18 protein-coding genes and 1 riboswitch are annotated in these 21,182 nt (G+C 67.7%); of the genes, 6 read left to right on the plus strand and 12 right to left on the minus strand.

Annotation, left to right across the window (positions count from 1 at the left end; all coding sequences use genetic code 11):
* Window positions 1-53 precede the first annotated feature (53 nt).
* Genes mmsB through N7590_RS04915 form a run of 5 tightly spaced genes read right to left on the minus strand, consistent with a single transcriptional unit; the run spans window position 54 to window position 5,593 of the window.
* A complete protein-coding gene (gene mmsB / locus N7590_RS04895) occupies window positions 54-944 on the minus strand; it encodes a 3-hydroxyisobutyrate dehydrogenase (RefSeq protein ID WP_164240638.1) in 891 nt (296 codons plus the stop codon).
* Window positions 941-2,116 carry an enoyl-CoA hydratase/isomerase family protein gene (locus N7590_RS04900; protein ID WP_279935209.1) on the minus strand — a complete coding sequence of 392 codons (1,176 nt, stop codon included), beginning with the start codon at window positions 2,114-2,116 and terminating at the stop codon, window positions 941-943. Before N7590_RS04900 ends, mmsB begins: the two co-directional genes overlap by 4 nt.
* Window positions 2,113-2,910: an enoyl-CoA hydratase gene (locus tag N7590_RS04905; RefSeq protein ID WP_053509289.1), complete on the minus strand. Its 798-nt coding sequence runs from the start codon at window positions 2,908-2,910 to the stop codon at window positions 2,113-2,115. The genes N7590_RS04900 and N7590_RS04905 overlap by 4 nt, the downstream gene beginning before the upstream one ends.
* Window positions 2,907-4,073: an acyl-CoA dehydrogenase family protein gene (locus tag N7590_RS04910; RefSeq protein WP_008267675.1), complete on the minus strand. Its 1,167-nt coding sequence runs from the start codon at window positions 4,071-4,073 to the stop codon at window positions 2,907-2,909. Before N7590_RS04910 ends, N7590_RS04905 begins: the two co-directional genes overlap by 4 nt.
* Window positions 4,074-4,087: 14 nt before the next feature.
* On the minus strand, window positions 4,088-5,593 hold the full coding sequence (locus tag N7590_RS04915; protein ID WP_164240635.1) for a CoA-acylating methylmalonate-semialdehyde dehydrogenase: 1,506 nt from the start codon (window positions 5,591-5,593) through the stop codon (window positions 4,088-4,090).
* A gap of 115 nt (window positions 5,594-5,708) precedes the next feature.
* On the opposite strand from N7590_RS04915, the gene N7590_RS04920 reads away from it, so the two are divergent.
* Window positions 5,709-7,076, plus strand: coding sequence for a short-chain fatty acyl-CoA regulator family protein (locus N7590_RS04920; protein WP_053509293.1), 1,368 nt, complete (start codon window positions 5,709-5,711; stop codon window positions 7,074-7,076).
* Window positions 7,077-7,499: 423 nt separating this feature from the next.
* Window positions 7,500-8,453 carry a DUF1028 domain-containing protein gene (locus N7590_RS04925; RefSeq protein WP_164240633.1) on the plus strand — a complete coding sequence of 318 codons (954 nt, stop codon included), beginning with the start codon at window positions 7,500-7,502 and terminating at the stop codon, window positions 8,451-8,453.
* 73 nt (window positions 8,454-8,526) lie between these two features.
* Here N7590_RS04925 and N7590_RS04930 read toward each other — a convergent pair whose 3' ends face one another.
* Complete coding sequence (locus tag N7590_RS04930) at window positions 8,527-10,401, minus strand: patatin-like phospholipase family protein (protein ID WP_279935210.1); 1,875 nt, start codon at window positions 10,399-10,401, stop codon at window positions 8,527-8,529.
* 127 nt (window positions 10,402-10,528) lie between these two features.
* Window positions 10,529-10,744: riboswitch (cobalamin riboswitch) on the plus strand.
* Between the two features lie 174 nt (window positions 10,745-10,918).
* On the opposite strand from N7590_RS04930, the gene N7590_RS04935 reads away from it, so the two are divergent.
* Together N7590_RS04935 and pncA are read left to right on the plus strand one after the other, a co-directional pair.
* Complete coding sequence (locus N7590_RS04935; RefSeq protein ID WP_053512114.1) at window positions 10,919-11,590, plus strand: epoxyqueuosine reductase QueH; 672 nt, start codon at window positions 10,919-10,921, stop codon at window positions 11,588-11,590.
* 55 nt (window positions 11,591-11,645) lie between these two features.
* Window positions 11,646-12,272, plus strand: coding sequence for a bifunctional nicotinamidase/pyrazinamidase (pncA, locus tag N7590_RS04940; protein WP_164240629.1), 627 nt, complete (start codon window positions 11,646-11,648; stop codon window positions 12,270-12,272).
* 48 nt (window positions 12,273-12,320) lie between these two features.
* Here pncA and purU read toward each other — a convergent pair whose 3' ends face one another.
* Window positions 12,321-13,172, minus strand: coding sequence for a formyltetrahydrofolate deformylase (purU, locus tag N7590_RS04945; protein ID WP_008265630.1), 852 nt, complete (start codon window positions 13,170-13,172; stop codon window positions 12,321-12,323).
* Between the two features lie 114 nt (window positions 13,173-13,286).
* Here purU and N7590_RS04950 point away from each other — a divergent pair, with 114 nt between their 5' ends.
* Complete coding sequence (locus N7590_RS04950; protein WP_164240627.1) at window positions 13,287-14,198, plus strand: LysR family transcriptional regulator; 912 nt, start codon at window positions 13,287-13,289, stop codon at window positions 14,196-14,198.
* A 3-nt stretch (window positions 14,199-14,201) separates the two neighbouring features.
* Here the strand turns inward: N7590_RS04950 and N7590_RS04955 are convergent, their stop codons facing one another.
* From N7590_RS04955 to N7590_RS04965, 3 genes are all read right to left on the minus strand, one after another.
* Window positions 14,202-15,302, minus strand: coding sequence for an NADH:flavin oxidoreductase/NADH oxidase (locus tag N7590_RS04955; RefSeq protein WP_164240625.1), 1,101 nt, complete (start codon window positions 15,300-15,302; stop codon window positions 14,202-14,204).
* A gap of 119 nt (window positions 15,303-15,421) precedes the next feature.
* On the minus strand, window positions 15,422-16,228 hold the full coding sequence (locus tag N7590_RS04960) for an NAD-dependent protein deacetylase (RefSeq protein ID WP_164240623.1): 807 nt from the start codon (window positions 16,226-16,228) through the stop codon (window positions 15,422-15,424).
* A 56-nt stretch (window positions 16,229-16,284) separates the two neighbouring features.
* On the minus strand, window positions 16,285-16,686 hold the full coding sequence (locus N7590_RS04965) for an acyl-CoA thioesterase (protein WP_049435481.1): 402 nt from the start codon (window positions 16,684-16,686) through the stop codon (window positions 16,285-16,287).
* Window positions 16,687-16,777: 91 nt separating this feature from the next.
* Here N7590_RS04965 and N7590_RS04970 point away from each other — a divergent pair, with 91 nt between their 5' ends.
* Window positions 16,778-17,413: a LysE family translocator gene (locus tag N7590_RS04970; protein ID WP_164240622.1), complete on the plus strand. Its 636-nt coding sequence runs from the start codon at window positions 16,778-16,780 to the stop codon at window positions 17,411-17,413.
* A 175-nt stretch (window positions 17,414-17,588) separates the two neighbouring features.
* Here the strand turns inward: N7590_RS04970 and N7590_RS04975 are convergent, their stop codons facing one another.
* Entirely contained in the window at window positions 17,589-18,608 is a 1,020-nt protein-coding gene (locus tag N7590_RS04975) for a ribonucleotide-diphosphate reductase subunit beta (protein ID WP_164240620.1), read from the minus strand.
* Between the two features lie 118 nt (window positions 18,609-18,726).
* Window positions 18,727-21,129: a ribonucleoside-diphosphate reductase subunit alpha gene (locus N7590_RS04980; protein WP_164240617.1), complete on the minus strand. Its 2,403-nt coding sequence runs from the start codon at window positions 21,127-21,129 to the stop codon at window positions 18,727-18,729.
* Window positions 21,130-21,182: the final 53 nt, after the last annotated feature.

Genomic DNA, 21,182 nt, shown 5'->3' on the forward strand with positions numbered 1-21,182 from the left:
TCGTTGTCCCCTAGGGGGCATGAGGTTGCCGGCCAGCGGCCGGCACTACCAGGTCACTGGTCGCTGGTGATGAGCTGCACGACGCTGGAGAAATCCAGCTTGCCGCGGCCGGCCTGGTGATTCATCGAGTACAGGTTGCGGGCCACTTCGCCGAGCGGGATCGAGGCGCCGACGCTCATCGCCGCTTCCACCGCCAGGCCCATGTCCTTCAGCATCAGGTCGCTGCCGAAGCCGCCGCTGTAGCCACGCGAGGCCGGCGCATTTTCCAGCACGCCCGGCCACGGGTTGCACACTTCGGTGGCCCAGCTGCGGCCGGTGCTGACCGCCATCATCTGCGACAGCACCTTCGGGTCCAGCCCGTGCGCCACGCCCAGTGCGATGGCCTCGCCGGTGACCGCCATGATCACGCCCAGCGCCATGTTGTTGCACAGCTTGGCGACCTGGCCGGCACCGCTGGCGCCAACGTGGAAGATGTTCTTGCCCATCGCCTGCAGCACCGGGCGCGCGCGTTCCAGTGCGTCTTCTTCGCCGCCGACGATGAAGGTCAGGGTGCCGGCCTGGGCGCCGGCGGTACCGCCGGATACCGGCGCGTCGATCATCTGCAGGCCACGCGCGGCAGCGGCTTCAGACACCTTGCGGGCACTGGCCGGGGCAATGGTGCTGCAGTCGATGACCAGCGCACCGGCCGGGATGGCGGCGAGGATGCCGTCGTCGCCCAGGTACACGCCTTCGACGTGACGGCTGGCCGGCAGCATCGAGATCACCACCTCGGCATCGGCCAGGGTGTCACGCGCGGTGGACGCGGCGCTGGCGCCGGCATCGACAGCGGCCTGCACCGCGGCCGGGACCAGATCGAACACGCGCACAGTGTGGCCGTTCTTGACCAGATTGGCGGCCATCGGGCCACCCATGTTGCCCAACCCGATGAATGCAATGCGGCTCATGCAAGGCTCCTTTCAGCAAGGGGAGTACCCAGGTCGGCCAGCGGATGCGCGGCATCGGCCCAGGGGGAAGCGAAGAAAGTGTCGGCCCACGTGGTGGTGGCTTCGGCCAGCGCGGCCGGTTTCCACTGCGGGTTGCGGTCCTTGTCGATCAGCAGGGCGCGGATGCCTTCGGCAAAATCGCCCTGGGCGGCGCAATGCAGCGCGGTGATGTATTCCAGCCGGTAGACGCTGGCCAGGTCCTGGCCGGCGCTGCGCCGCTGCAGTTCGAACGCCAACCGCGCCGAACCGGGTGCACCGGCGGCGAGGGTCTTCTGTGCCGCCTGCAACCACGCATCGTCGGTCTGCAGGCTGCTGATCCGGTCAATGATGGCGGACAGGTCATCGCCTTCGCACAGCGCGTCGACCTGCGCCGCGTGGGCCAGCAGCGGGCCGGTAACGGCGTCGCTGGCATGCGATTGCAGCAGCTGGCTCAGGCGCTCGTGGTTGTGCGCGGCATCGCCCGACCAGGCCACCTGCAGCAGCGCATCGAACACCGCGCTGCGGCGTTCTTCGGCCACGTGCACGTCGGCCAGGCCGGCGTAGATGGCATCGCCCGGATTCAGCAGCGCGCCGGTCAGGGCCAGGAACAGGCCACCCTTGCCCGGTACGCGCGGCAGCAGCCAGCTGCCACCCACATCGGGGAACAGGCCCACGGTGATTTCCGGGAACGCCAGCTTGGAGCGCTCGCTGACCACGCGGTGGCTGGCGCCGGACATCAGGCCGATGCCGCCGCCCATCACGATGCCATGGCCCCAGCACAGGATCGGCTTGGCGTAGGTATGGATGAGGTAGTCGACGCGGTATTCGACGTCGAAGAACTCGGCGGCGTAGTCGTTCTCGCGGATGTCGCGGCGGCCAGCGTCGCGGAAGGCGACCATGCTCTTGTACAGGCTGTGCAGGTCACCGCCGGCACAGAACGCCTTTTCGCCAGCGCCCTGCAGCACCACCACGGCGATGCCGTCGTCGTCGGCCCAGGCATTGAGCTGCTTCAGCAGCAGGTGCGCCATCGGCAGCGAGAAACCGTTGAGCGTACGCGGCGCATTGAGCGTGGCGATGCCGATGCGCGCGCCGTTGCCGGCCACGCGCTCTTCGAACAGCACCGGTGCTTCATCGGCAACGGTGTCGGTGCTCATGCGTTCTTCCACTGCGCGGCGCGCTTTTCCAGGAACGCGGTCACGCCCTCGACCTGGTCAGCGGTGTCGAACAGGTCGACGAAGGCTTCGCGCTCGGCCACCAGTGCCGAGGCATGGGTGCCGCTGCGGGTGGACTGCACCAGGGTCTTGCAGGCGGCGATGCTGGTCGGGCTCTGCTTGCCGGCCTTGTTCGCCCACTCCAGTGCCAGCGCCTTGGCCTCGCCCTTGCCGACCTTTTCTTCGGCCAGGCCAATGCGCAGTGCGGTCTCGGCGTTGATGCGCTCGCCCAGCAGGATCATGCGCTTGGCCCAACCCTCGCCGACCAGGCGCGGCAGGTTCTGGGTGCCACCGGCGCACGGCAGCAGGCCGACGGTGGCCTCCGGCAGCGCGACCTGGGCGTGCTCTTCGATGATGCGCAGGTCGCAGGCCAGCGCGCACTCCAGGCCGCCGCCCATGGCGTAGCCGTTGATCGCGGCGATCGACACGCCACGGAACCCGGACAGCGCTTCGAAGGCTTCGCCGAAACGGCGTGCGGCTTCACGTGCAGCGGCCTTGTCGCCCGAAGCGAACTGGTTGAGGTCGGCGCCGGCGGAGAAGAACTTCTCGCCGTCACCGGTGATCACCAGCGCGTAGATCTCGCGGTCCGCGTTGAGCGCGCCCACCAGGTCGCGCAGCGCCGACAGGCTGTGTACGGTCCAGGTATGCGCGGGCGGGTTGTGCAGGGTGACCACGGCGGTGTGGCCATCCACCTCGACCTTCAGGCCCACATGCTCCTGGGTACGCCAATCCTTCATCGCAGTTCCTCTTCGGTGTTGAGCAGGTGGCGGGCAACGATCACCCGCATGATCTCGTTGGTGCCTTCCAGGATCTGGTGCACGCGGCAGTCACGCAGCAGGCGCTCGATCGGGTATTCGCGGATGTAACCGTAGCCACCGTGGATCTGCAGCGCTTCGTTGCAGACGTTGAAACCGGCATCGGTGGCGAAACGCTTGGCCATCGCGCACCACACGTTGGCATCGCCGGCACCGGCATCGAGCTTGCGCGCGGCGGTGTGCACCATCTGCCGTGCGGCAACCAGTTCGATGGCCATGTCGGCCAGCTTGAACTGCAGCGCCTGGAACTCGGCCAGCGCCTTGCCGAACTGGCGGCGCTCGCCCATGTAGCGGCGTGCGGCATCCAGCGCGCCCTGCGCCGCGCCCAGCGAGCAGGCGGCGATGTTGATGCGGCCGCCGTCCAGCCCCTTCATCGCCAGCTTGAAGCCGCCGCCTTCCTCTCCCAGAAGGTGGCTGACCGGCACGCGGACGTTTTCGAAGGTGATGCCACGGGTCGGCTGGCTGTTCCAGCCCATCTTCTCTTCCTTGCGGCCGAAGCTGACGCCCGGCAGGTCGGCCGGCACCGCGATGGCGCTGACACCGCCGGCACCGGCGCCGCCGGTACGCGCCATCACCACCAGCAGCTCGGTGGCACCGGCACCGGAGATGAAGGCCTTGGAACCGTTCAGCACGAAGTGGTCGCCATCGCGCACGGCGGTGGTCTTCAGCGAGGCCGCATCGGAACCGGCACCCGGTTCGGTCAGGCAGTAGGAAGCCAGCTTGAGGCCGGCGGCCAGATCCTGGCCCCACGCATCGCGCAGTGCCGGCTGGCCCCACTTGGACACCATCCACGAAGCCATGTTGTGGATGCTGATGTAGGCCGCGGTCGACGGATCGACGTTGGCGAGCTCCTCGATGACGACGGCGGCGTCCAGTCGGCTCAGGCCGCTGCCGCCCACTTCCGGGTCCATGTACAGGCCGCAGAAGCCCAGTTCACCGGCCTTGGCGATCGCCTCGCGCGGAAAGATGCCCTCCGCATCCCATCGCGCGGCGTGCGGCGCCAGTTCGGCCTGTGCGAAGTCGCGCGCCGCCTCGCGGTACGCCTGCTGCGCTTCTTCCAGTTCCGTCGTCATCGAGTGGCTCATGGCTGCTCCTGCCGTTACTTCAGGCTGATCGTGGTGTTGACGCCATGGCTCAGCGTTTCGTCATCGAACCAGCGCGCGGTGACCGTCTTGGTCTGGGTGTAGAACAGCACCACCTGCTTGCCGTACGGGCCCAGGTCGCCCAGCTTGGAGGCGCGCGAACCGGTGAACGAGAACAGCGGCACCGGCACCGGGATCGGCACGTTGATGCCGACCTGGCCGACGTCGATGTCTTCCTGGAATTTGCGCGCGGCCGCGCCGGACTGGGTGAACAGGGCGGTGCCGTTGCCGTTCGGGTTGCTGTTGACCATCGCGATGGCCTCGTCCAGCGTCTCCGCTTCGAGGATGACCAGCACCGGCCCGAAGATCTCTTCCTGGTAGATGCGCATGTCGGTGGTGACACCGGCAAAGATGGTCGGGCCGACGAAGTTGCCCTTCTCGAAGCCATCGACCTGCGGCTTGCGGCCATCGAGCACCAGCTTGGCGCCCTGCTCCACGCCCGAGGCGATCAGGCCTTCCACGCGCTCGCGGGCGCTGCAGGAAATGACCGGGCCGACATCGGTGCCGGACACGGTGCCGCCGCTGACCTTCAGGGTCTTGGCCTTGGTCACCAGGTCCTGCACCCAGCCGCGGGCCTCACCGACCAGCACCAGGGTGGAGGCGGCCATGCAACGCTGGCCGGCGGCACCGAAGGCGGCGCCGACCATCGCATTGAGGGTCTGTTCCTTGTTGGCGTCCGGCAGCACCACGGCGTGGTTCTTGGCGCCCATCATGCACTGCACGCGCTTGCCGGCCAGCGAGGCGCGGTTGTAGACGTGGGTACCGACGCGGGTGGAACCGACGAACGACACGGCCTTGATGTCCGGGTGGTCGCAGATCGCGTTGACCACTTCCTCGCCGCCGTGGACGACGTTCAGCACGCCCTTCGGAATGCCCGCTTCCAGCGCAAGCTCGACCAGGCGCATGGTAACCATCGGGTCCTGCTCGGACGGCTTGAGGATGAAGGTGTTACCGGTGGCGATCGCCATCGGGAACATCCACAGCGGGATCATCGCCGGGAAGTTGAACGGGGTGATGCCGGCGCACACGCCCAGCGGCTGCATGATCGTGTAGGTGTCCACGCCATTGGCCACGTTGTTGGCCAGCTCGCCCAGCTGCAGGTTGCCGATGGCGGCCGCGTGCTCGACCACTTCCAGGCCGCGGAACACATCGCCTTCGGCGTCGGGCAGGGTCTTGCCCTGTTCGGCGGTGAGGATGTGGGCCAGCTCGCTCATGTTCTCGCGGATCAGCTGCTGGTACTTCAGGAAGATGCGCGCGCGGGTGCCGATCGGGGTCTTGCGCCAGGTCTTGAAGGCTTCCTTGGCGGCGGCGACGGCGGCGTTCACTTCGCCGGTGGTGGCGAACGGCACCTGGGCCAGCACGTCCTGGGTGGCCGGATTGATCACGTCCTGCCAGTGGGAGGTGGCCGATTCAACGAACTGGCCATCGATCAGCATGCGGATACGGGGCGCTGCAACAGTCATGACGACAATCCCACGGGGTGCGAAAGATGCTTGGCATTATTCACAGCACCCACCTCGATTTCCGGGCTGAATCCGCTTAATCTGGCCAACACGCCAGACGATTCATGTTAATTCTGTGAATTATTCAGCCCCTCAGCGACAACTTGGCCTGCGTCTGCTGCGCCTGCGCGAACAGCACGGCTACAGTCAGGTAGACCTGGCACGGGCATTGGGGCTGTCGGCCAGCTACCTGAACCAGATCGAGCGCAACAAGCGCCCGCTGACCCCGGCCGTACAGAAAAAGCTGGGCGAGGTACTGGGCGACGTTTCCGCGCTGTTCGACGACGATGAGCCCGCCGCGCTGCAGGAAGCGCTGGGCGAAACCTTGCGCGACCTGGGCCTGGCCGAGGTCAGCGCCACCGAGCTGCGCGCCCTGGCCGGCAACCTGCCGCAGGTCAGCCGCGCGCTTCTGGACCTGCACCGCCGCCACCTGGCCCTGCGCGAGCATGCGGCGGCACTGGAGTTCCAGCTGGGCGAGCCCGGTGCTGGCAGCACCCTGCCGGCCGGCGACCAGGTGCGCGAGTTCTTCAACCGCATGCACAACCACATTCCCGAACTGGACGAACTGGCCGAGCGCCTGTTCGCCGAATGGGGGCTGTCCCCCGGGCACGTGGCACCGCGCCTGCGCCAGCTGCTGGCCGACCGCCATGGCGTGCTGGTGGAAGTGGCCGCGCTGCAGGCCGGGCGCGAGAAGCGCCAGTTCGATGCCGGTGCGCGGCGGCTGTGGTTGCCCGATTACCTGGAGCCAGGCCAGCAGGCGTTCCAGATGGCGGCCGAGCTGGCACTGCACGGTTACCTGCCGCAGATCGATGCGGTGATCGCGCGTGCGGGCTTCCACGACGAAGCGCGCATCGCGCAGGCGCGCATCGGGCTTTCCAACTATTTCGCCGGTGCGCTGGTGATGCCGTACATGCGCTTCCTGCGTGCGGCCGAGGCCAGCAGCTACGACATCGAACTGCTGGCGCACCAGTTCGGCGTCGGCTTCGAAGCGGTGTGCCATCGCTTGAGCACGCTGGCGCGGCGCAGTGCGCCGGGATTGCCGTTCTTCTTCATCCGGGTGGACCGTGCGGGCAATGTGTCCAAACGGCATTCGGCCACCGATTTCCATTTCTCGCAGGTGGGCGGCTCGTGCCCGCTGTGGATCGTCTACGAAGCGTTCAACCAGCCGGGGCGCATCCTCACCCAGACCGCGCGCATGCCCGATGGCCGCCGACATTTCTGGCTGGCACGGCAGGTCAGCAGCGGGCCGGTGGGCCATGGCCAGCCGCGCAAGACGTTCGCGGTGGCGCTGGGCTGCGACCTGCAGCATGCCGAGCGGCTGGTGTATTCGCTGGGGCTGGATGTGCAGAGCCCGGGCAATTCGGTGTCGATCGGCCCGGGGTGCCGGGTGTGCCCGCGCGAGGACTGCATGCAGCGCGCGTTCGCGCAGTTGCCGGGAAGGTAGGGGTTATTCGGCAGGGCTGCGCCCTGCACCTGCCGAGGCCGAAGCAACGGCAACGGCAACGGCAAAAGCTTGCATTCCGTGGGATGGCGGGGTGGGTCCGCTGGCGGGGGACGCCGTAAACCCCCCTCCGGGGTCCGGCCCAGCCGATGGCGGCTGTGCGTTCGGGCGCTTGCGAAGCAGTGCTTCGCAAGCAAAGCGCCCTCACCCTTGGGGGCTTGGCTGCGGCATCCATGCCGCGGACACCCCCCGCCACCGGACCCACCCCGCCTTCGACAGTTCTCTGCGATCTGTCCGGCTGGCATTGCCTGCTCCTGGTGGGTGTCGACCTTGGTCGACACGGTAGATCCACGCATGGCGTGGATCTACTAAACCATTCGTGCGTAGGCTGCATCCCAATCGGGATGCCCATCCCTGGAGATGACCATGCCCCTGTTGCGTTCCTGTGTGGCTCTGCTGCTCGCTGCCTTTGCTGCGCCGGCATGGGCGACCTTTTCCATCGTGGCCTGCAACGAGGCCGGTGACTGCGGCGTGGCGGTGGCTACGCACAATCTGGCAGTCGGTGGCGTGGGCGTGCCGTGGGCGCAGGCCAGGGTGGGGGCCGTTGCCAGCCAGTTCGAGACCAATCCAACCTACGGCTCAAAGGGCCTGACGCTGCTGGGCAAGGGCCGCACGCCTGCGCAGGTGCTCAAGCAGCTGCTGAATGAAGACGGCGATTTCGATGGCACCACGCTTGCCGAGCGCCAGGTGGGACTGGTCAGCGCGCGTGGTGGCAATGCCCAGTACACGGGCGCCACCGCGCAGCAGGCAGCGTGGGCTGGCGCGCAGGGTGAGGGCATGCTGAGTGTTCAGGGCAACGGCCTGGCCGGGCCCGAGGTGCTGGCGGCCATGCAACGCAGCTTCGAAGAATCACGCGGTGCACTGGCGGCGCGCCTGCTGGCGGCGCTGGAAGCCGGCCAGGCCGCCGGTGGCCAGCGCAGCGGGCAGTGGTCGGCGGCGCTGCTGGTACGCACGCCCGGCGGTGACTGGCAGGACACCGATCTGCGCGTGGATGCCGATCCGCGCGCCGTGGCAAGGCTCCGCGAGCTGTACGACATGCGCCTGTCCAACGACGCGATCATCCGTGCCGAGCAACGCTGGGAAAAGGGCGATGTGGCCGCTGCGCGTGCAGCACTGGCCACCGCGTTGTCACTGGCGCACGGCTGGGACCGCACCTGGGCGCGTGCCGCACGGCTGGCCATGCGCCAGGGCGACACCGCGCTCGCCCGCGAATACCTGGCTGGCCTGCGTACGCTCAATCCTGGATGGGTGAAACAGGAACTGGCGCTGCCGTTGTATGCGCCGTTGCAGGGTGATGCGGTGGTGGAGGCGTGGCGTTGAGGCACCGCAGGGGCCAGATCGTGCCGACCAAGGTCGGCACCCACCAGAACCGTTCAATCGGCTGCGGCGGAGATCAATAGATCGGCGTCACCTTCATCTGTGGCAGCGGGCGCGGTGCGCCGTCGGTAAGGTCGGGGCCGAGGTCGTCCCAGCTGCGGCCCTGTTCCACCATCAAGCCCCACAGCTGCTGCGAAGCCTGCCGCTTGTCTTCCGAGCCCAGCTTGTACGACGGCGGTGCCGGCTGGCCACTGGCGACCATCGAATAGGCCGCGCGGTAGGCCAGCACCTGCTGCGCCGGGTCATCGGTGCGCGCCACTTCCAGCGTGTAGCGCTGGTAGGCCGAGGCCAGGTTGCGCCAGCGGATCCAGTAGTGGTTGTCGAACGAGAACGAACAGAAGCGTGCACCGGCCAGGCTGCCCTTGTCGGCGATGCGGGTGAGCACCTCCTGCGGCATGTCCAGGTTCATGCCACCCTCGTCGCCCTGCAGGCTGACGTGCACGATGCGATCGCGGTAGCCCGGTGCGCGCGCCTGCAGCAGGTCGCGCCAGTTCTGCATGGTTGCCACCACCGCGAACAGGAAGCGGCCCAGTTCGGCCGCCGCCAGCGGCGTGGCGATCGACTGGTAGGTGCGCTGCCAGCCGTGGCGATTCTCGGTGGGCAGGAACACCGCATGCTCCAGCGCCTGGCGGCCGCTGCTGCCATGGCTCACATCCTCGGCATGCTGCGGATAGACCAGGTTGATGGCGAAGGTCGGCCAGCGTGGCAACGCCGCATCGAACAGGTGGATCGGGAAGTTGCTGCTGATGCCGCCATCGGAGAACCAGCAGATGCGGAAAGCGGTGATGACCGGACCGCAGGTCTGCCCGGCGCTGGTGAGCCCTTCCATGCTGTCGGCCACGTTGTGCTCCGCATCGGCCGCCGGTGCGGTCGGTTCGCAGCGGCGTTCGCGGCGCGAGGGCTCATGCAGCGGTACCGCGCTGCTCAGCAGCGGGAAACTCAGGCTCATCCGCGTGGCCACCAGCACCGGCAGCTGCGGGCCCTGCGGCAGGTGGTAGTACTGGCGCCCCTCCACCTCCAGCGGCGGGCCGGCCTGCTGTACCAGCCACTGCACCACGCTGGCCGGGAACAGATGCTCGAACTCCTCGCGCAGGAACCAGAACTGCGCGCCGCCCAGCGGCAGCGTGCGTGGCTCGTTGTGCGACACGCAGGTGGTGATCATCTGCAGGCTGATCGCATGCGGGCTGGCCGGCTCGCCGGGGTAGCGCGGCGCGTCGTGCAGATCGGCGAAAGTCAACGGAGCATCCAGCGGCTTGCCCGACAGCTGCTGCAGGCACGCGTGCAGCCATTCGGTGAGGGCGGGCTTGCGCGCATCGCGGCCGAGCCCGCTGCACAGGCCCAGCAGGTTGCGCCGTGCCACCCGCGCCACCCGCAGCGCGGCACCGGCCACGCCGGCCCCGTAGGCACACAGCAGCGACGGCAGCAGGGTGGCCGCCACCCCGCTCCAGCCGCCGCCCCACCAGCCCAGGCCGAGCAGCAGCGCCAGCGACACCAGCACCTCCAGCGGCGCGATCTCGAATACGGCCACCGCCAGGCACAGCAGCTTGTGCGGCAGGCGGGCGCTGCCGGTCAGCACCACCAGCAGCCGGTAGGCCGCGCGTGCCCCCCGCGCCGGCTGGAACAGGCTGTAGATGAAGCCGCGCCGCGACAGCTGGGCCGACACTGCCGACAGCCCGCCATAACCGGCGTCGCCGGGCAGGTGTTCGCCCGCCTGCTGGCGGCGGTCGCCACACGCCGCCGCGGCCGCCACCGCGGCGGCGATGGCGCCGGCCGAGGTGCCGCCAATGCTCTTGAACCGATACTCGCGGGCCAGCGCCAGTACCGCATTGGGGTACACGATGCCGCTGGTGATGCCGCCCTTCATGACCAGATCGCAGTACTTGTCCGCCACGAACCACCTCCCGTCTGCCGGTGTCCAGTATCGCAAGAGGCGCTCTCACAGCCTGAGAAGTGGGCCACAGCACTGCAGGGTGCTGGGCCCTTGACCATCGCGGCCAACGGGTCCACCGTGCACACGCCGAAGGTATCCCTGCCGTGGCCTGTATGGCGGCAGGGATTTAAACGGGAATCCGGTGAAGGCGCCTGGCGCGCCCATTCCGGAGCTGCCCCGCAGCGGTGAATGGAAACGAATCCTGCCAACAGCACTGGGCTCGCGCCTGGGAAGCGGCGGGTAGTAGGTGGGTTGCGGCCCGTGTCCATCAGCCCGAATACCGGCCCCGGCCGGGGGACACGACCGTCCCCTGACTCGACCTGGACTCTCCGCGGGGAGGGTGCCGGGGCCGTCGTTGTCCTGCGCGTGCAGGCGGCGCGGCCGCGCGCGTCCTTTCCCCGGTAGCTGCCCAGATCTGCTTCCCACGCGCTGATGCATGGGCCACCGCCGTTGCCGGCGGTCCATGCGGTACCTGACGATGACCGAGCTCCAACGCCCCACCCTGACCCTGCCGGCCGACGGCAAGCGCCTGCTGCTGCACTCGTGCTGCGCGCCCTGCTCCGGCGAAGTGATGGAGGCGATCACCGCCTCCGGGATCGACTACGCGATCTTCTTCTACAACCCCAACATCCATCCGGTGAAGGAATACGAGCTGCGCAAGCAGGAGAACATCCGCTTCGCCGAGCAGCACGACATCCCCTTCATCGACTGCGACTACGACACCGACAACTGGTTCAGCCGCGCGCGCGGCATGGAGAACGAGCCCGAGCGCGGCATCCGCTGCACGATGTGCTTCGACATGCGTTTCGAGCGCACCGCGCTGTACGCGCATGAACATGGCTACGACACCATCAGTTCGTCGCTGGGCATCTCGCGCTGGAAGAACATGGCGCAGATCAACGACTGCGGCATCCGCGCCGCTTCGCGCTATGAAGGCCTGCAGTACTGGGACTACAACTGGCGCAAGGGCGGCGGTGCCAGCCGCATGATCGAGATCAGCAAGCGCGAGCAGTTCTACCAGCAGGAATACTGCGGCTGCGTGTACTCGCTGCGCGATGCCAACCGCCACCGCCGCGAGAACGGCCGCGAGCGGATCAGGATCGGCCTGCTGTACTACGGACAGGACGCTGAGACGCCGCAGGGCGATTGACGTGTGGGCATGGGGCGGCCACGCTGGTCGCCCCTTCCGTTGTGCCGGACCTGCCATGACCGCCCTGCCCGCCGATGTCGCCCTGCTGGTGATCGACCTGCAACCGGACTTCATGCCGGGTGGCGCGCTGGCCTGCGAGCAGGGCGATGCGCTGGTGGCACCGATTGCCGCGCTGCTGGCGCAGCGCCACTACCGCACGGTGGTGGCCACCCAGGACTGGCACCCGGCCGACCACGCTTCGTTCGCCAGCCAGCATCCCGGCAAGCGCCCGTTCGAGACCATCCTGCTGCACGCACAGCCGCAGACCCTGTGGCCTGACCACTGCGTGCAGGGCAGCGCCGGCGCCGCCCTGCACCCGGGCGTGGACTGGACGGTGGCCGACCTGATCCTGCGCAAGGGCACCCGCCAACAGGTGGATTCGTACAGCGCCTTCCGCGAGAACCATGGCCCTGACGGCGAGCGCCCGCCGACCGGCCTGGCCGGCTGGCTGCACGAGCGCCGCATCCGCGAAGTGCACGTGTGCGGCCTGGCCCGCGACTACTGCGTGCTGTGGAGCGCACAGGATGCGGTGAAGTCCGGCTTCAAGGTGAAGTTCCTGTGGGAGTTGACCAAGCCGGTGACCGAGGCCAACGACGCGATGGTGCGCGAGGCGCTGGGTAAGGCCGGGATCGCGGTCGCCTGACCCACAATGGTAGTGCCGGGCCATGCCCGGTGGACGCGGGATGGTTGGTTACCGGAACACGACCGTGCGATGCCCGTTGAGCAGGATGCGGTGCTCGACATGCCGGCGCACGGCACGCGCCAACACCAGCGATTCGGTATCACTGCCCAGCCGCACCAGCTCGCGCGGCGCCATGGCATGGTCCACGCGCGCGACGTCCTGTTCGATGATCGGGCCTTCGTCCAGATCCTCGGTGACGTAGTGCGCGGTGGCGCCGATGATCTTGACCCCGCGCGCGTGCGCCTGGTGATACGGCTGCGCACCCTTGAAGCTGGGCAGGAAGCTGTGGTGGATGTTGATCGCGCGGCCAGCCAGGGCGCGGCACAGCGTGGGCGAGAGAATCTGCATGTAGCGCGCCAGCACCACCAGGTCGATGCGCTCGCGCTCGACCAGATCGATGATCTGCTGTTCCTGCACTGCACGCGTGTCCGCGTTCACCGGCAGGTGGTGGAACGGCACCTGGTAGGACGCGGCCAGCGGCGCGAAGTCGGCGTGGTTGGACGCCACCGCGGCGATGTCCACTTTCAACTGCCCGCTGTGGGCGCGGAACAGCAGATCGTTGAGGCAATGGCCCTGCTTGCTGACCAGCACCAGCAGGCGCGCGCGGCGACGGCCATCGTGCAGCTGCCAGTCCATGCCGTAGTCGGCGGCCAACGCGGCCATCGCGGCATGCACGGTGTCCAGCGGCAGGCTGGCGTCGCGGTCAAAATGCACGCGCAGGAAGAAGCGGCCGCTTTCCTCATCGCCGAACTGCTGGGCGTCGAGGATGTTGCAGCCGTGGTCGAACAGCAGGCCGGACACGCGGTAGACGATGCCGGTACGGTCGGGGCAGGACAGGGTGAGGATGGAATCGGGGCGCATCGCCCGAGTGTAGGGCAGCGCCCGGCCGCGCGGATCGATGGTCACCGTTGCAACCGAACGGCTTGGTTCAGTCCCAAGCGATACTTGGGCTTCCACATGGCAAGCTGGTCGGTCATGAACCTGTTGCAATTGATCCGCAGCTTCACCCGCACCGCAGAGACCGGCAGCATTGCCGCTGCGGCCCGCACGCTTGGCATCAGCGCCACCGCCGTCGGCCAGAACATCAACCGGCTGGAGGCGCACCTGGGCGTACGGCTGCTGAACCGGAGCACGCGCCAGCTGGCACTCAGCGAGGCCGGTGCGCTGTACCTGGCGCAGGTACGCCACATCGAAGCCGACCTGGCGCGCGCGCAGGCGATGGTCACTGCCGGTGACATCGAACCGGCTGGGCCCCTGCGCATCGCCAGCAGCAGCGCCTTCGGCCGCCACGTGCTTGCGCCGTTGCTGCCCTCGCTGCAGCAACGCTACCCGCAGCTGCAGCTGGAGCTGCGCCTGAGTGATCGCGCCGTGCAGCATGGGCCGGAAGCGGTGGATGCCAGCATCCGCATCGGTGCGCAGCTGGAAGATGGCGTGGTCGCGCGTCAGCTGGCACGCATTCCGTTCGTGTTCTGCGCCGCGCCGGCCTACCTGAAAGCGCACGGCACGCCGCAGCAACCCTCGGAACTGGGCAGTCATCGCGGCCTGCTGCACCGCTTCCCCACCGACGGCCGGCCGCTGCGCTGGTGCCTGCTGAAAGACGGCCAGCGCGTGGACGCGGCGTTGCCGCCGAGCATGGTCTGCGATGACATCGATGCGCTGGCCGAGCTGGCTGCCGCGGGTGCAGGCATCACCCGGCTGGCGGCGTTCGTGGCTGAGCCATACCTGCGCGACGGCCGCCTGCAGGCAGTGTTCGGCGCCGACACCGCGTGGCGGCCGGAACCGATGGAGGTCTATTTCTGCGTCAGCGACCGCCGCGACTTCACCGCCAAGATCCGCGCGCTGTTCGAGCACCTGCAGGCCGGCATGGCGCCGGCCTGGCGGGTGTGAACCTCAGCGTGCCTTGAATACGCCGCGCGCATCACGCGGCTCGCAGCGCAGGTACTGCGGTGCCGGTTCCACGCTGTCGCGCAGCGCGGCGGCGGCATGCCACGGCCAACGCGGGTCGTACAGGATGCCGCGCGCCAGTGCCACCGCATCGGCGTGGCGATGGCGCAGGATCGATTCGGCCTGCTCGGGCTCGGTGATCATGCCTACCGCGATGACCGGCATGCGCACCTTGGCCTTGATAGCGGCTGCGAACGGCACCTGGTAACCCGGGCCGACGGTGATCTTCTGGCGTTCGTCGAGGCCGCCGCTGGAGACGTGCAGGAAGTTGCAGCCACGCGCGTCCATCACCTGCGCCAGCGCCTCGCTCTGCACCAGGTCCCAGCCGCCGTCGACCCAGTCGCTGGCGGAGATGCGCACGCCTACGGCGACCTTGTCGGAGACCGCCGCACGCACCGCGTCGAATACTTCCACCAGCAGCCGCAGGCGGTTCGGCAGCGAGCCGCCGTAGCCATCGGTGCGGCGGTTGCTCAGCGGCGACAGGAACTGGTGCAGCAGGTAGCCGTGTGCGGCGTGCAGTTCGATCAGCTCGAAACCGAGGCGCTCGGCGCGCACCGCGCTGGCAGCAAAGGCGGCGATGACCTCGGCGATGCCGGCCTCATCCAGTTCCTGCGGCGCCGGATCGGCGGCATGGAACGGCAGCGGCGACGGCGCCACCGTGGCCCAGCCACGCGTATCGTCGGCCGGCAGCTGGCCACCGCCGTCCCACGGTCGCCTCACCGAGGCCTTGCGGCCGGCATGGCCCAGCTGGATGCCCAGCGGCATCGGCGACCAGCGGCGGACGCTGGTCAGCACCTGCGCCAGCGCCGCCTCGGTGCCGTCATCCCACAGGCCCAGGTCGGCCCAGCTGATGCGACCGCGCGGCTCGACCGCGGTGGCTTCCAGGATCAACAGGCCGGCGCCGGACTGCGCCAGGTTGCCCAGGTGCATGGCGTGCCAGTCGCTGGCGCGGCCATCTTCGGCGGAGTACTGGCACATCGGCGCGATCACGATGCGGTTGGACAGGGTCAGGGGGCCGAACGAGATCGGCGAAAACAGCTGGGTCACGGGGGTGCGGAAGGACAGGCGGATGGGGGAGACGTATTGCACCGCCGCACGGCCTGCGAATCAACCGTCTGGATGGATCGCTGTTTCGCGGTGGGCGCGCCGCCGAACGTGGGCTCGGTTCAGGGCGACGCCCACGCGGCCAGCGCCTCGGCGCAATCGCGCTCGTCCTTGAACTGCAGCAGGTCGTCGGCGCGGGTGCGGCCACGGTTCAGCGCCGCCACCGGCAACCCCGCCCTGGCCGCAGCCTGCACGAAGCGGAAGCCGGAATAGACCATCAGCGACGAGCCGACCACCAGCACCGCATCGGCCTGCTGCAGGTGCTCGTGCACGGCGGCCACGCGCTCGCGCGGCACGTTTTCGCCGAAGAACACCACGTCCGGCTTCAGCAGGCCGCCACAGTGCGGGCAGTCCGGCACCACGAAGGCGGAGAAATCCGTTTCCAGGTCGGCGTCGCCATCGGGCGCGATGCCGGCCTCCAGCGCGTCCCAGCCCGGATTGGCATCCAGCAGGCGCTGCTGGAAAGCCTCGCGCCCGCTGCGGCGCTCGCAGCCCATGCAGCGCACCAGATCCAGCCGGCCGTGCAGGTCGATCACATTCTGGCTGCCGGCGCGCTGGTGCAGGCCATCCACATTCTGGGTCAGCAGCACCTGCAGCTTGCCACGGCTTTCCAGCGCGGCCAGTGCCTGGTGGGTGCCGTTGGGCCGGGCCAGGCCGAAGCGCGGCCAGCCCAGCAGGCTGCGTGCCCAGTAGCGCTGGCGGGTGGCCGCCTCGCCCATGAAGGCCTGGTAGGTCACCGGCGGCGTGCGCTTCCACTGGCCATCGCTATCGCGGTAATCGGGAATGCCCGAGGCGGTGCTGCAACCGGCGCCAGTCAGCACGAACAGGCGCTGGGCGCGGTCGATGAAGTCGGTCAGCGGCAGGGTCATGGCTGCCAGATGGGGACGCGCATGCGCCCCCGCAAGCGCCGGTTCAGCCGGCGGGCTCAGGCCACCGGCAGCGGCGGCACCGCGATCGGGTGGCCTTCCTCGTCCAGCGCGATCATCACGAAGTGACCGCGCGTGCACAGCTTGCGCTCGCCGCTGTGCAGGTCTTCGGCCACCAGTTCGACCTCGACCTTCATCGAGCTGCGGCCCACTTCGACGATGCGGCCGATGGTCTCCACCATCTGGCCGATGCGGATCGGCAGCTTGAAGTCGACCTGGTCGCTGCGCGCGGTCACTACGGTGCGGCGCGAGTAGCGGGCGGCGGCCAGGAAGGCGGCCTTGTCCATCCACGCCAGCGCCTGGCCACCGAACAGCGTGCCCAGATGGTTGGTGTGGTTGGGGAAGACGATTTCGGCCATGCGCACTTCGGTGGGCGGCACGGTCTCGGGGATCGGGGTCATGGGCGGTGCTTCGCTGTGGGGTGCCGCGATTTTAAGCCAGGCCCCGTGCAGGCGGCGCTACACTGCGCCACGCCCCCTGCCAGGACCGCCCATGCCCGCGACCTCCGATCTGCTGGCCTTCGCCCTCATCTCGCTGGGCATGGTGCTCACGCCCGGGCCGAACATGATCTACCTGGTCTCGCGATCGATCTGCCAGGGTCGACGCGCCGGCCTGATCTCGCTGGGCGGGGTGGCGCTGGGCTTCGTGTTCTACATGCTGTGCGCAGCGCTGGGCATCACCGCCCTGCTGATGACCGTGCCGCTGGCCTATGACGCGCTGCGCATCGGGGGCGCGCTCTACCTGCTGTACCTGGCCTGGCAGGCGCTCAAGCCGGGCGGCCGCTCGCCGTTCGCGGTGCGCGACCTGCCGCCGGACGGTCCACGAAGGCTGTTCGCGATGGGCTTTCTGACCAACCTGTTGAACCCGAAGATCGCGGTGATGTACCTGTCCCTGCTGCCGCAGTTCCTGCACCCGGAAGTCCACGGCAGCGTGCTGGTGCAGTCGCTGGTGCTGGGCTTCACCCAGATTGCGGTCAGCGTGAGCGTCAACGCGGTGATCGCGGTGATGGCCGGCAGCATCGCGGGCTTCCTGGCCGCGCGCCCGACCTGGCAGGCGGTGCAGCGCTGGCTGATGGGCACGGTGCTGGCGGGGCTGGCGGTGCGTATGGCGGTGGAGGGGCGGCGCTGAATGTAGAGTCGAGCTTGCTCGACTGATCCTCGCGAACAGCAGTCGAGCATGGCTCGACTCTACAAGAGCACGGCAGTCGAGCAAGCTCGACTCCACGAAGAGCGGCGAGCGTGGCAACCACAAAAAACCCCGGCGTTGGCCGGGGTTTCCGTTACGACAGGCCTGACCGGTTCGATCAGAAGTTCATGTCGAAGGCGACTTCACCCTGCACGCCGACCTGGTAGGCCGAGACGCGGCGTTCGAAGAAGTTGGTCAGCTCCTGCACGTCCTGCAGTTCCATGAACGGCAGCGGGTTGCGCACGTTGTACTTCTTTTCCATGCCCAGCTTGGCGAAGTGCTGGTCGGCGCAGTGCTGCAGGTACTGGCGCATGTCGCGGGTCGAAATGCCGGCCACGCCGCCGGACAGCACGTCCTCGGCGAACTGCACTTCGCACTCGATGGCTTCGGCCAGCATGTCATAGACCTGCTGCTTCATTTCATCGTCGAACAGGTCCGGCTCTTCCTCGCGCACCACGCGCACCGACTCGAACGCGAATTCCATGTGCGCGCTCTCGTCGCGGAACACCCAGTTGGTGCCCGACGCCAGGCCCGGCAGCAGGCCGCGCGAACGGAAGTAGTACACGTAGGCGAAGGCGGCGAAGAAGAACAGGCCTTCGATGCACGCAGCGAAGCAGATCTGGTTGAGCAGGAACTGGCGGCGCTCGGCGCGGGTCTCGATGCGCGTCAGGTCCTGGATCGAATCGATCCACTTGAAGCAGAAATCGGCCTTCTTCTTGATCGAGTCGATGTTCTCCACCGCGGCGAAGGCTTTGACGCGCTCTTCCGGGTCCGGCAGGTAGTTGTCGAGCAGGGTCAGGTAGAACTGCACGTGCAGCGCTTCTTCATACAGCTGGCGCGACAGGTACATGCGCGCTTCCGGCGCATTGAGGTGCTGGTACAGGTTCAGCACCAGGTTGTTGGACACGATCGAATCGCCGGTGGCGAAGAACGCGACCAGGCGGTGGATCAGGTGGCGCTCACCCGGCGACATCTTGCTGTGCAGGTCGGTGATGTCGATCTGGAAGTTGATCTCTTCCACCGTCCAGGTGTTCTTGATCGCGTTCCGGTACATGTCATAGAACTGCGGGTAGCGCATCGGGCGCAGGGTCAGTTCAAAACCGGGATCGAGCAGCATCTGCTTGGGCTTGTCGGCCATGGGTGTTTCCTTGAATTCCTGGGTGAGCCGCCGGGCATGGCCCGGCGCTACCGTGGGTGATGATCATTGGCCGGGGTTGCCGGCCAGCGGCCGGCACTACCGCGCGGCGGTGCCGCTCTTACTGGCAGGCCTCGCAGGCTTCCGGGTTTTCCAGCGAGCAGGCGATGGCTTCGTCCGGGCTGAACACCTTGGCCGGGGCCGCGCTGCTCACCGTGGTCTTGGCGATCTTGGTGGCCGGGCGCGAACGCAGGTAGTAGGTGGTCTTGATGCCCTGCTTCCAGGCGTACATGTACATGGAGGACATCGCGCCGATGTTCGGGCTTTCCATGAACAGGTTGAGCGAGGCCGACTGGTCGATGAAGGCGCCACGCTCGGCGGCCATGTCGATCAGCGAACGCATCGGCAGTTCCCACGCAGTGCGGTAGACCTCGCGCAGCGTTTCCGGAATCTGCGCCACGCCGGCGATGGAGCCTTCGGCCAGCTTGATGGCATCGCGCATGTCGGCGGTCCACAGGCCCAGCTTCTTCAGCTCGTTCACCAGGTAGCGGTTGACCTGCAGGAAGTCACCGGACAGGGTTTCGCGCTTGAACAGGTTGGACACCTGCGGCTCGACGCACTCGTAGCAGCCGGCGATCGAGGCAATGGTCGCGGTCGGTGCGATCGCGATCATCAGCGAGTTGCGCAGGCCGTGTTCCTTGATGCGCTCACGCAGGGCATCCCAGCGCGCGGTGTCTTCCGGCACCACGTTCCAGGCGTCGAACTGCAGTTCGCCGCTGGCGGCACGGGTGTCGTTGAACGACGGGTGCTTGCCACGTTCCTGGGCCAGCTCGCAGGAGGTTTCCAGCGCGTGGAAGTAGATCGCTTCGGCGATCTTCTTCGACAGGGCGCGGGCTTCGGCGCTGTCGAACGGCAGGCGCTTGCGGAAGAACACGTCCTGCAGGCCCATGCAGCCCAGGCCGACCGGACGCCAGCGCAGGTTGGCGCGGCGGGCGGTTTCGATCGGGTAGAAGTTCAGGTCGATGACGCGGTCGAGCTGGCGCACGGCCAGGCGCACGGTCTCGGCCAGCTTCTCGAAGTCGAACTCGTTGTGCTCGTCGAAGTGGTTGCCCAGGTTGATCGAACCCAGGTTGCACACGGCGGTCTCATCGTTGGAAGTGACTTCCAGGATTTCGGTGCACAGGTTGGACAGGTGGATCACGTTGCCCGGACGCAGGGTCTGGTTGCTGGCGCGGTTGCACTTGTCCTTGAAGGTCATCCAGCCGTTACCGGTCTCGGCCAGCGTACGCATCATGCGGGCGTACAGCTTGCGCGCGGAGATGGTGCGGTTGGCCTTGCCCTGCGCTTCGGCCTGCAGGTAGGCCTGCTCGAAGGCTTCGCCGAACAGGTCGGTGAACTCCGGCACCACGCGCGGATCGAACAGCGACCATTCCTGGTCGGCCTCGACGCGCTTCATGAACAGGTCCGGCACCCAGTTGGCCAGGTTCAGGTTGTGCGCACGGCGGGCTTCGTCACCGGTGTTGTCACGCAGCTCGAGGAAGTCCTCGACGTCGGCGTGCCAGGTTTCCAGGTAGACGCAGGCCGCACCCTTGCGCTTGCCGCCCTGGTTCACCGCGGCCACCGACGAATCCATGGTCTTCAGCCACGGCACGATGCCGTTGGAGTGGCCGTTGGTCGACTTGATCAGCGAACCACGCGAACGCACGCGGGTGTAGCTGACGCCGATGCCGCCGGAGAACTTCGACAGCTGGGCGATGTCGCCGTACTTGGAATAGATCGACTCCAGCGAGTCCTGCGGCGAGTCCAGCAGGAAGCACGAGGACAGCTGCTCGTGGGTGGTGCCGGAGTTGAACAGGGTCGGGCTGGACGGCAGGTAGTCCAGGTTGCCCATGCGCTTGTACAGCGCCAGGGTCTCGGACACGTCCTCGCTCAGCGCGCTGGCGATGCGCAGGAAGAACTGCTGCGGGGTCTCGATCACCTTGCGGGTGTGCGGGTGGCGCAGCAGGTAGCGGTCGTACAGGGTACGCAGGCCGAAGTAATCGAAGTTCAGGTCCAGCGCGCAGTCGATGGCGTCGTTGAGCTTGCGTGCGTTGGTCTGCACGAAGTTCAGCAGGCGGTCGTTGATCAGGCCGACTTCATGGCCACGGCTGACCGACTGCGAGAAGGCGTAGATTTCCTGGCCCGAGACTTCCTTGGCGATGTAGTTGGCCAGCAGGCGCGCGGCCAGGCGGCCGTACTCGGGCTCTTCACCGATCAGCAGGGCGGCGGTGCGGATGGACAGTTCGTCCAGCTCGCGGGTGGTGGCGCCGTTGTACAGGCCGGAAATGGTGCGGGTGGCCACGCGCATCGGATCGACGGCGTGCAGGCCTTCGGAGGAACGCTGCACCGCGCGCACGATCTTGTTCAGATCCACCAGTTCGGTGGTCCCGTTGCGCTTGGTCACACTCATCGCGTTGGCCGTCGGCGGCGACGTCAACAGGAATTCGCTTTCCTTCTCGATGGTGGCGCTGGATTCGGTGCTCACGGCGTGTGTCCTCTTGGCGTGATTGGGGGTGCTCGATGCATCGGGTGACGCAG

Origin of the sequence: Stenotrophomonas sp. GD04024 (assembly GCF_029837545.1) — a bacterium.
Classification (GTDB): Bacteria; Pseudomonadota; Gammaproteobacteria; order Xanthomonadales; family Xanthomonadaceae; genus Stenotrophomonas; species Stenotrophomonas forensis.

Bases quoted from the DNA above. Each gene is read 5' to 3' on its own strand.
- mmsB (WP_164240638.1), bottom strand. From the start codon at position 944: ATGAGCCGCATTGCATTCATCGGGTTGGGCAACATGGGTGGCCCGATG.
- N7590_RS04900 (WP_279935209.1), bottom strand. From the start codon at position 2,116: ATGAGCACCGACACCGTTGCCGATGAAGCACCGGTGCTGTTCGAAGAG.
- N7590_RS04905 (WP_053509289.1), bottom strand. From the start codon at position 2,910: ATGAAGGATTGGCGTACCCAGGAGCATGTGGGCCTGAAGGTCGAGGTG.
- N7590_RS04910 (WP_008267675.1), bottom strand. From the start codon at position 4,073: ATGAGCCACTCGATGACGACGGAACTGGAAGAAGCGCAGCAGGCGTAC.
- N7590_RS04915 (WP_164240635.1), bottom strand. From the start codon at position 5,593: ATGACTGTTGCAGCGCCCCGTATCCGCATGCTGATCGATGGCCAGTTC.
- N7590_RS04925 (WP_164240633.1), top strand. From the start codon at position 7,500: ATGCCCCTGTTGCGTTCCTGTGTGGCTCTGCTGCTCGCTGCCTTTGCT.
- N7590_RS04935 (WP_053512114.1), top strand. From the start codon at position 10,919: ATGACCGAGCTCCAACGCCCCACCCTGACCCTGCCGGCCGACGGCAAG.
- pncA (WP_164240629.1), top strand. From the start codon at position 11,646: ATGACCGCCCTGCCCGCCGATGTCGCCCTGCTGGTGATCGACCTGCAA.
- purU (WP_008265630.1), bottom strand. From the start codon at position 13,172: ATGCGCCCCGATTCCATCCTCACCCTGTCCTGCCCCGACCGTACCGGC.
- N7590_RS04950 (WP_164240627.1), top strand. From the start codon at position 13,287: ATGAACCTGTTGCAATTGATCCGCAGCTTCACCCGCACCGCAGAGACC.
- N7590_RS04960 (WP_164240623.1), bottom strand. From the start codon at position 16,228: ATGACCCTGCCGCTGACCGACTTCATCGACCGCGCCCAGCGCCTGTTC.
- N7590_RS04965 (WP_049435481.1), bottom strand. From the start codon at position 16,686: ATGACCCCGATCCCCGAGACCGTGCCGCCCACCGAAGTGCGCATGGCC.
- N7590_RS04970 (WP_164240622.1), top strand. From the start codon at position 16,778: ATGCCCGCGACCTCCGATCTGCTGGCCTTCGCCCTCATCTCGCTGGGC.
- N7590_RS04975 (WP_164240620.1), bottom strand. From the start codon at position 18,608: ATGGCCGACAAGCCCAAGCAGATGCTGCTCGATCCCGGTTTTGAACTG.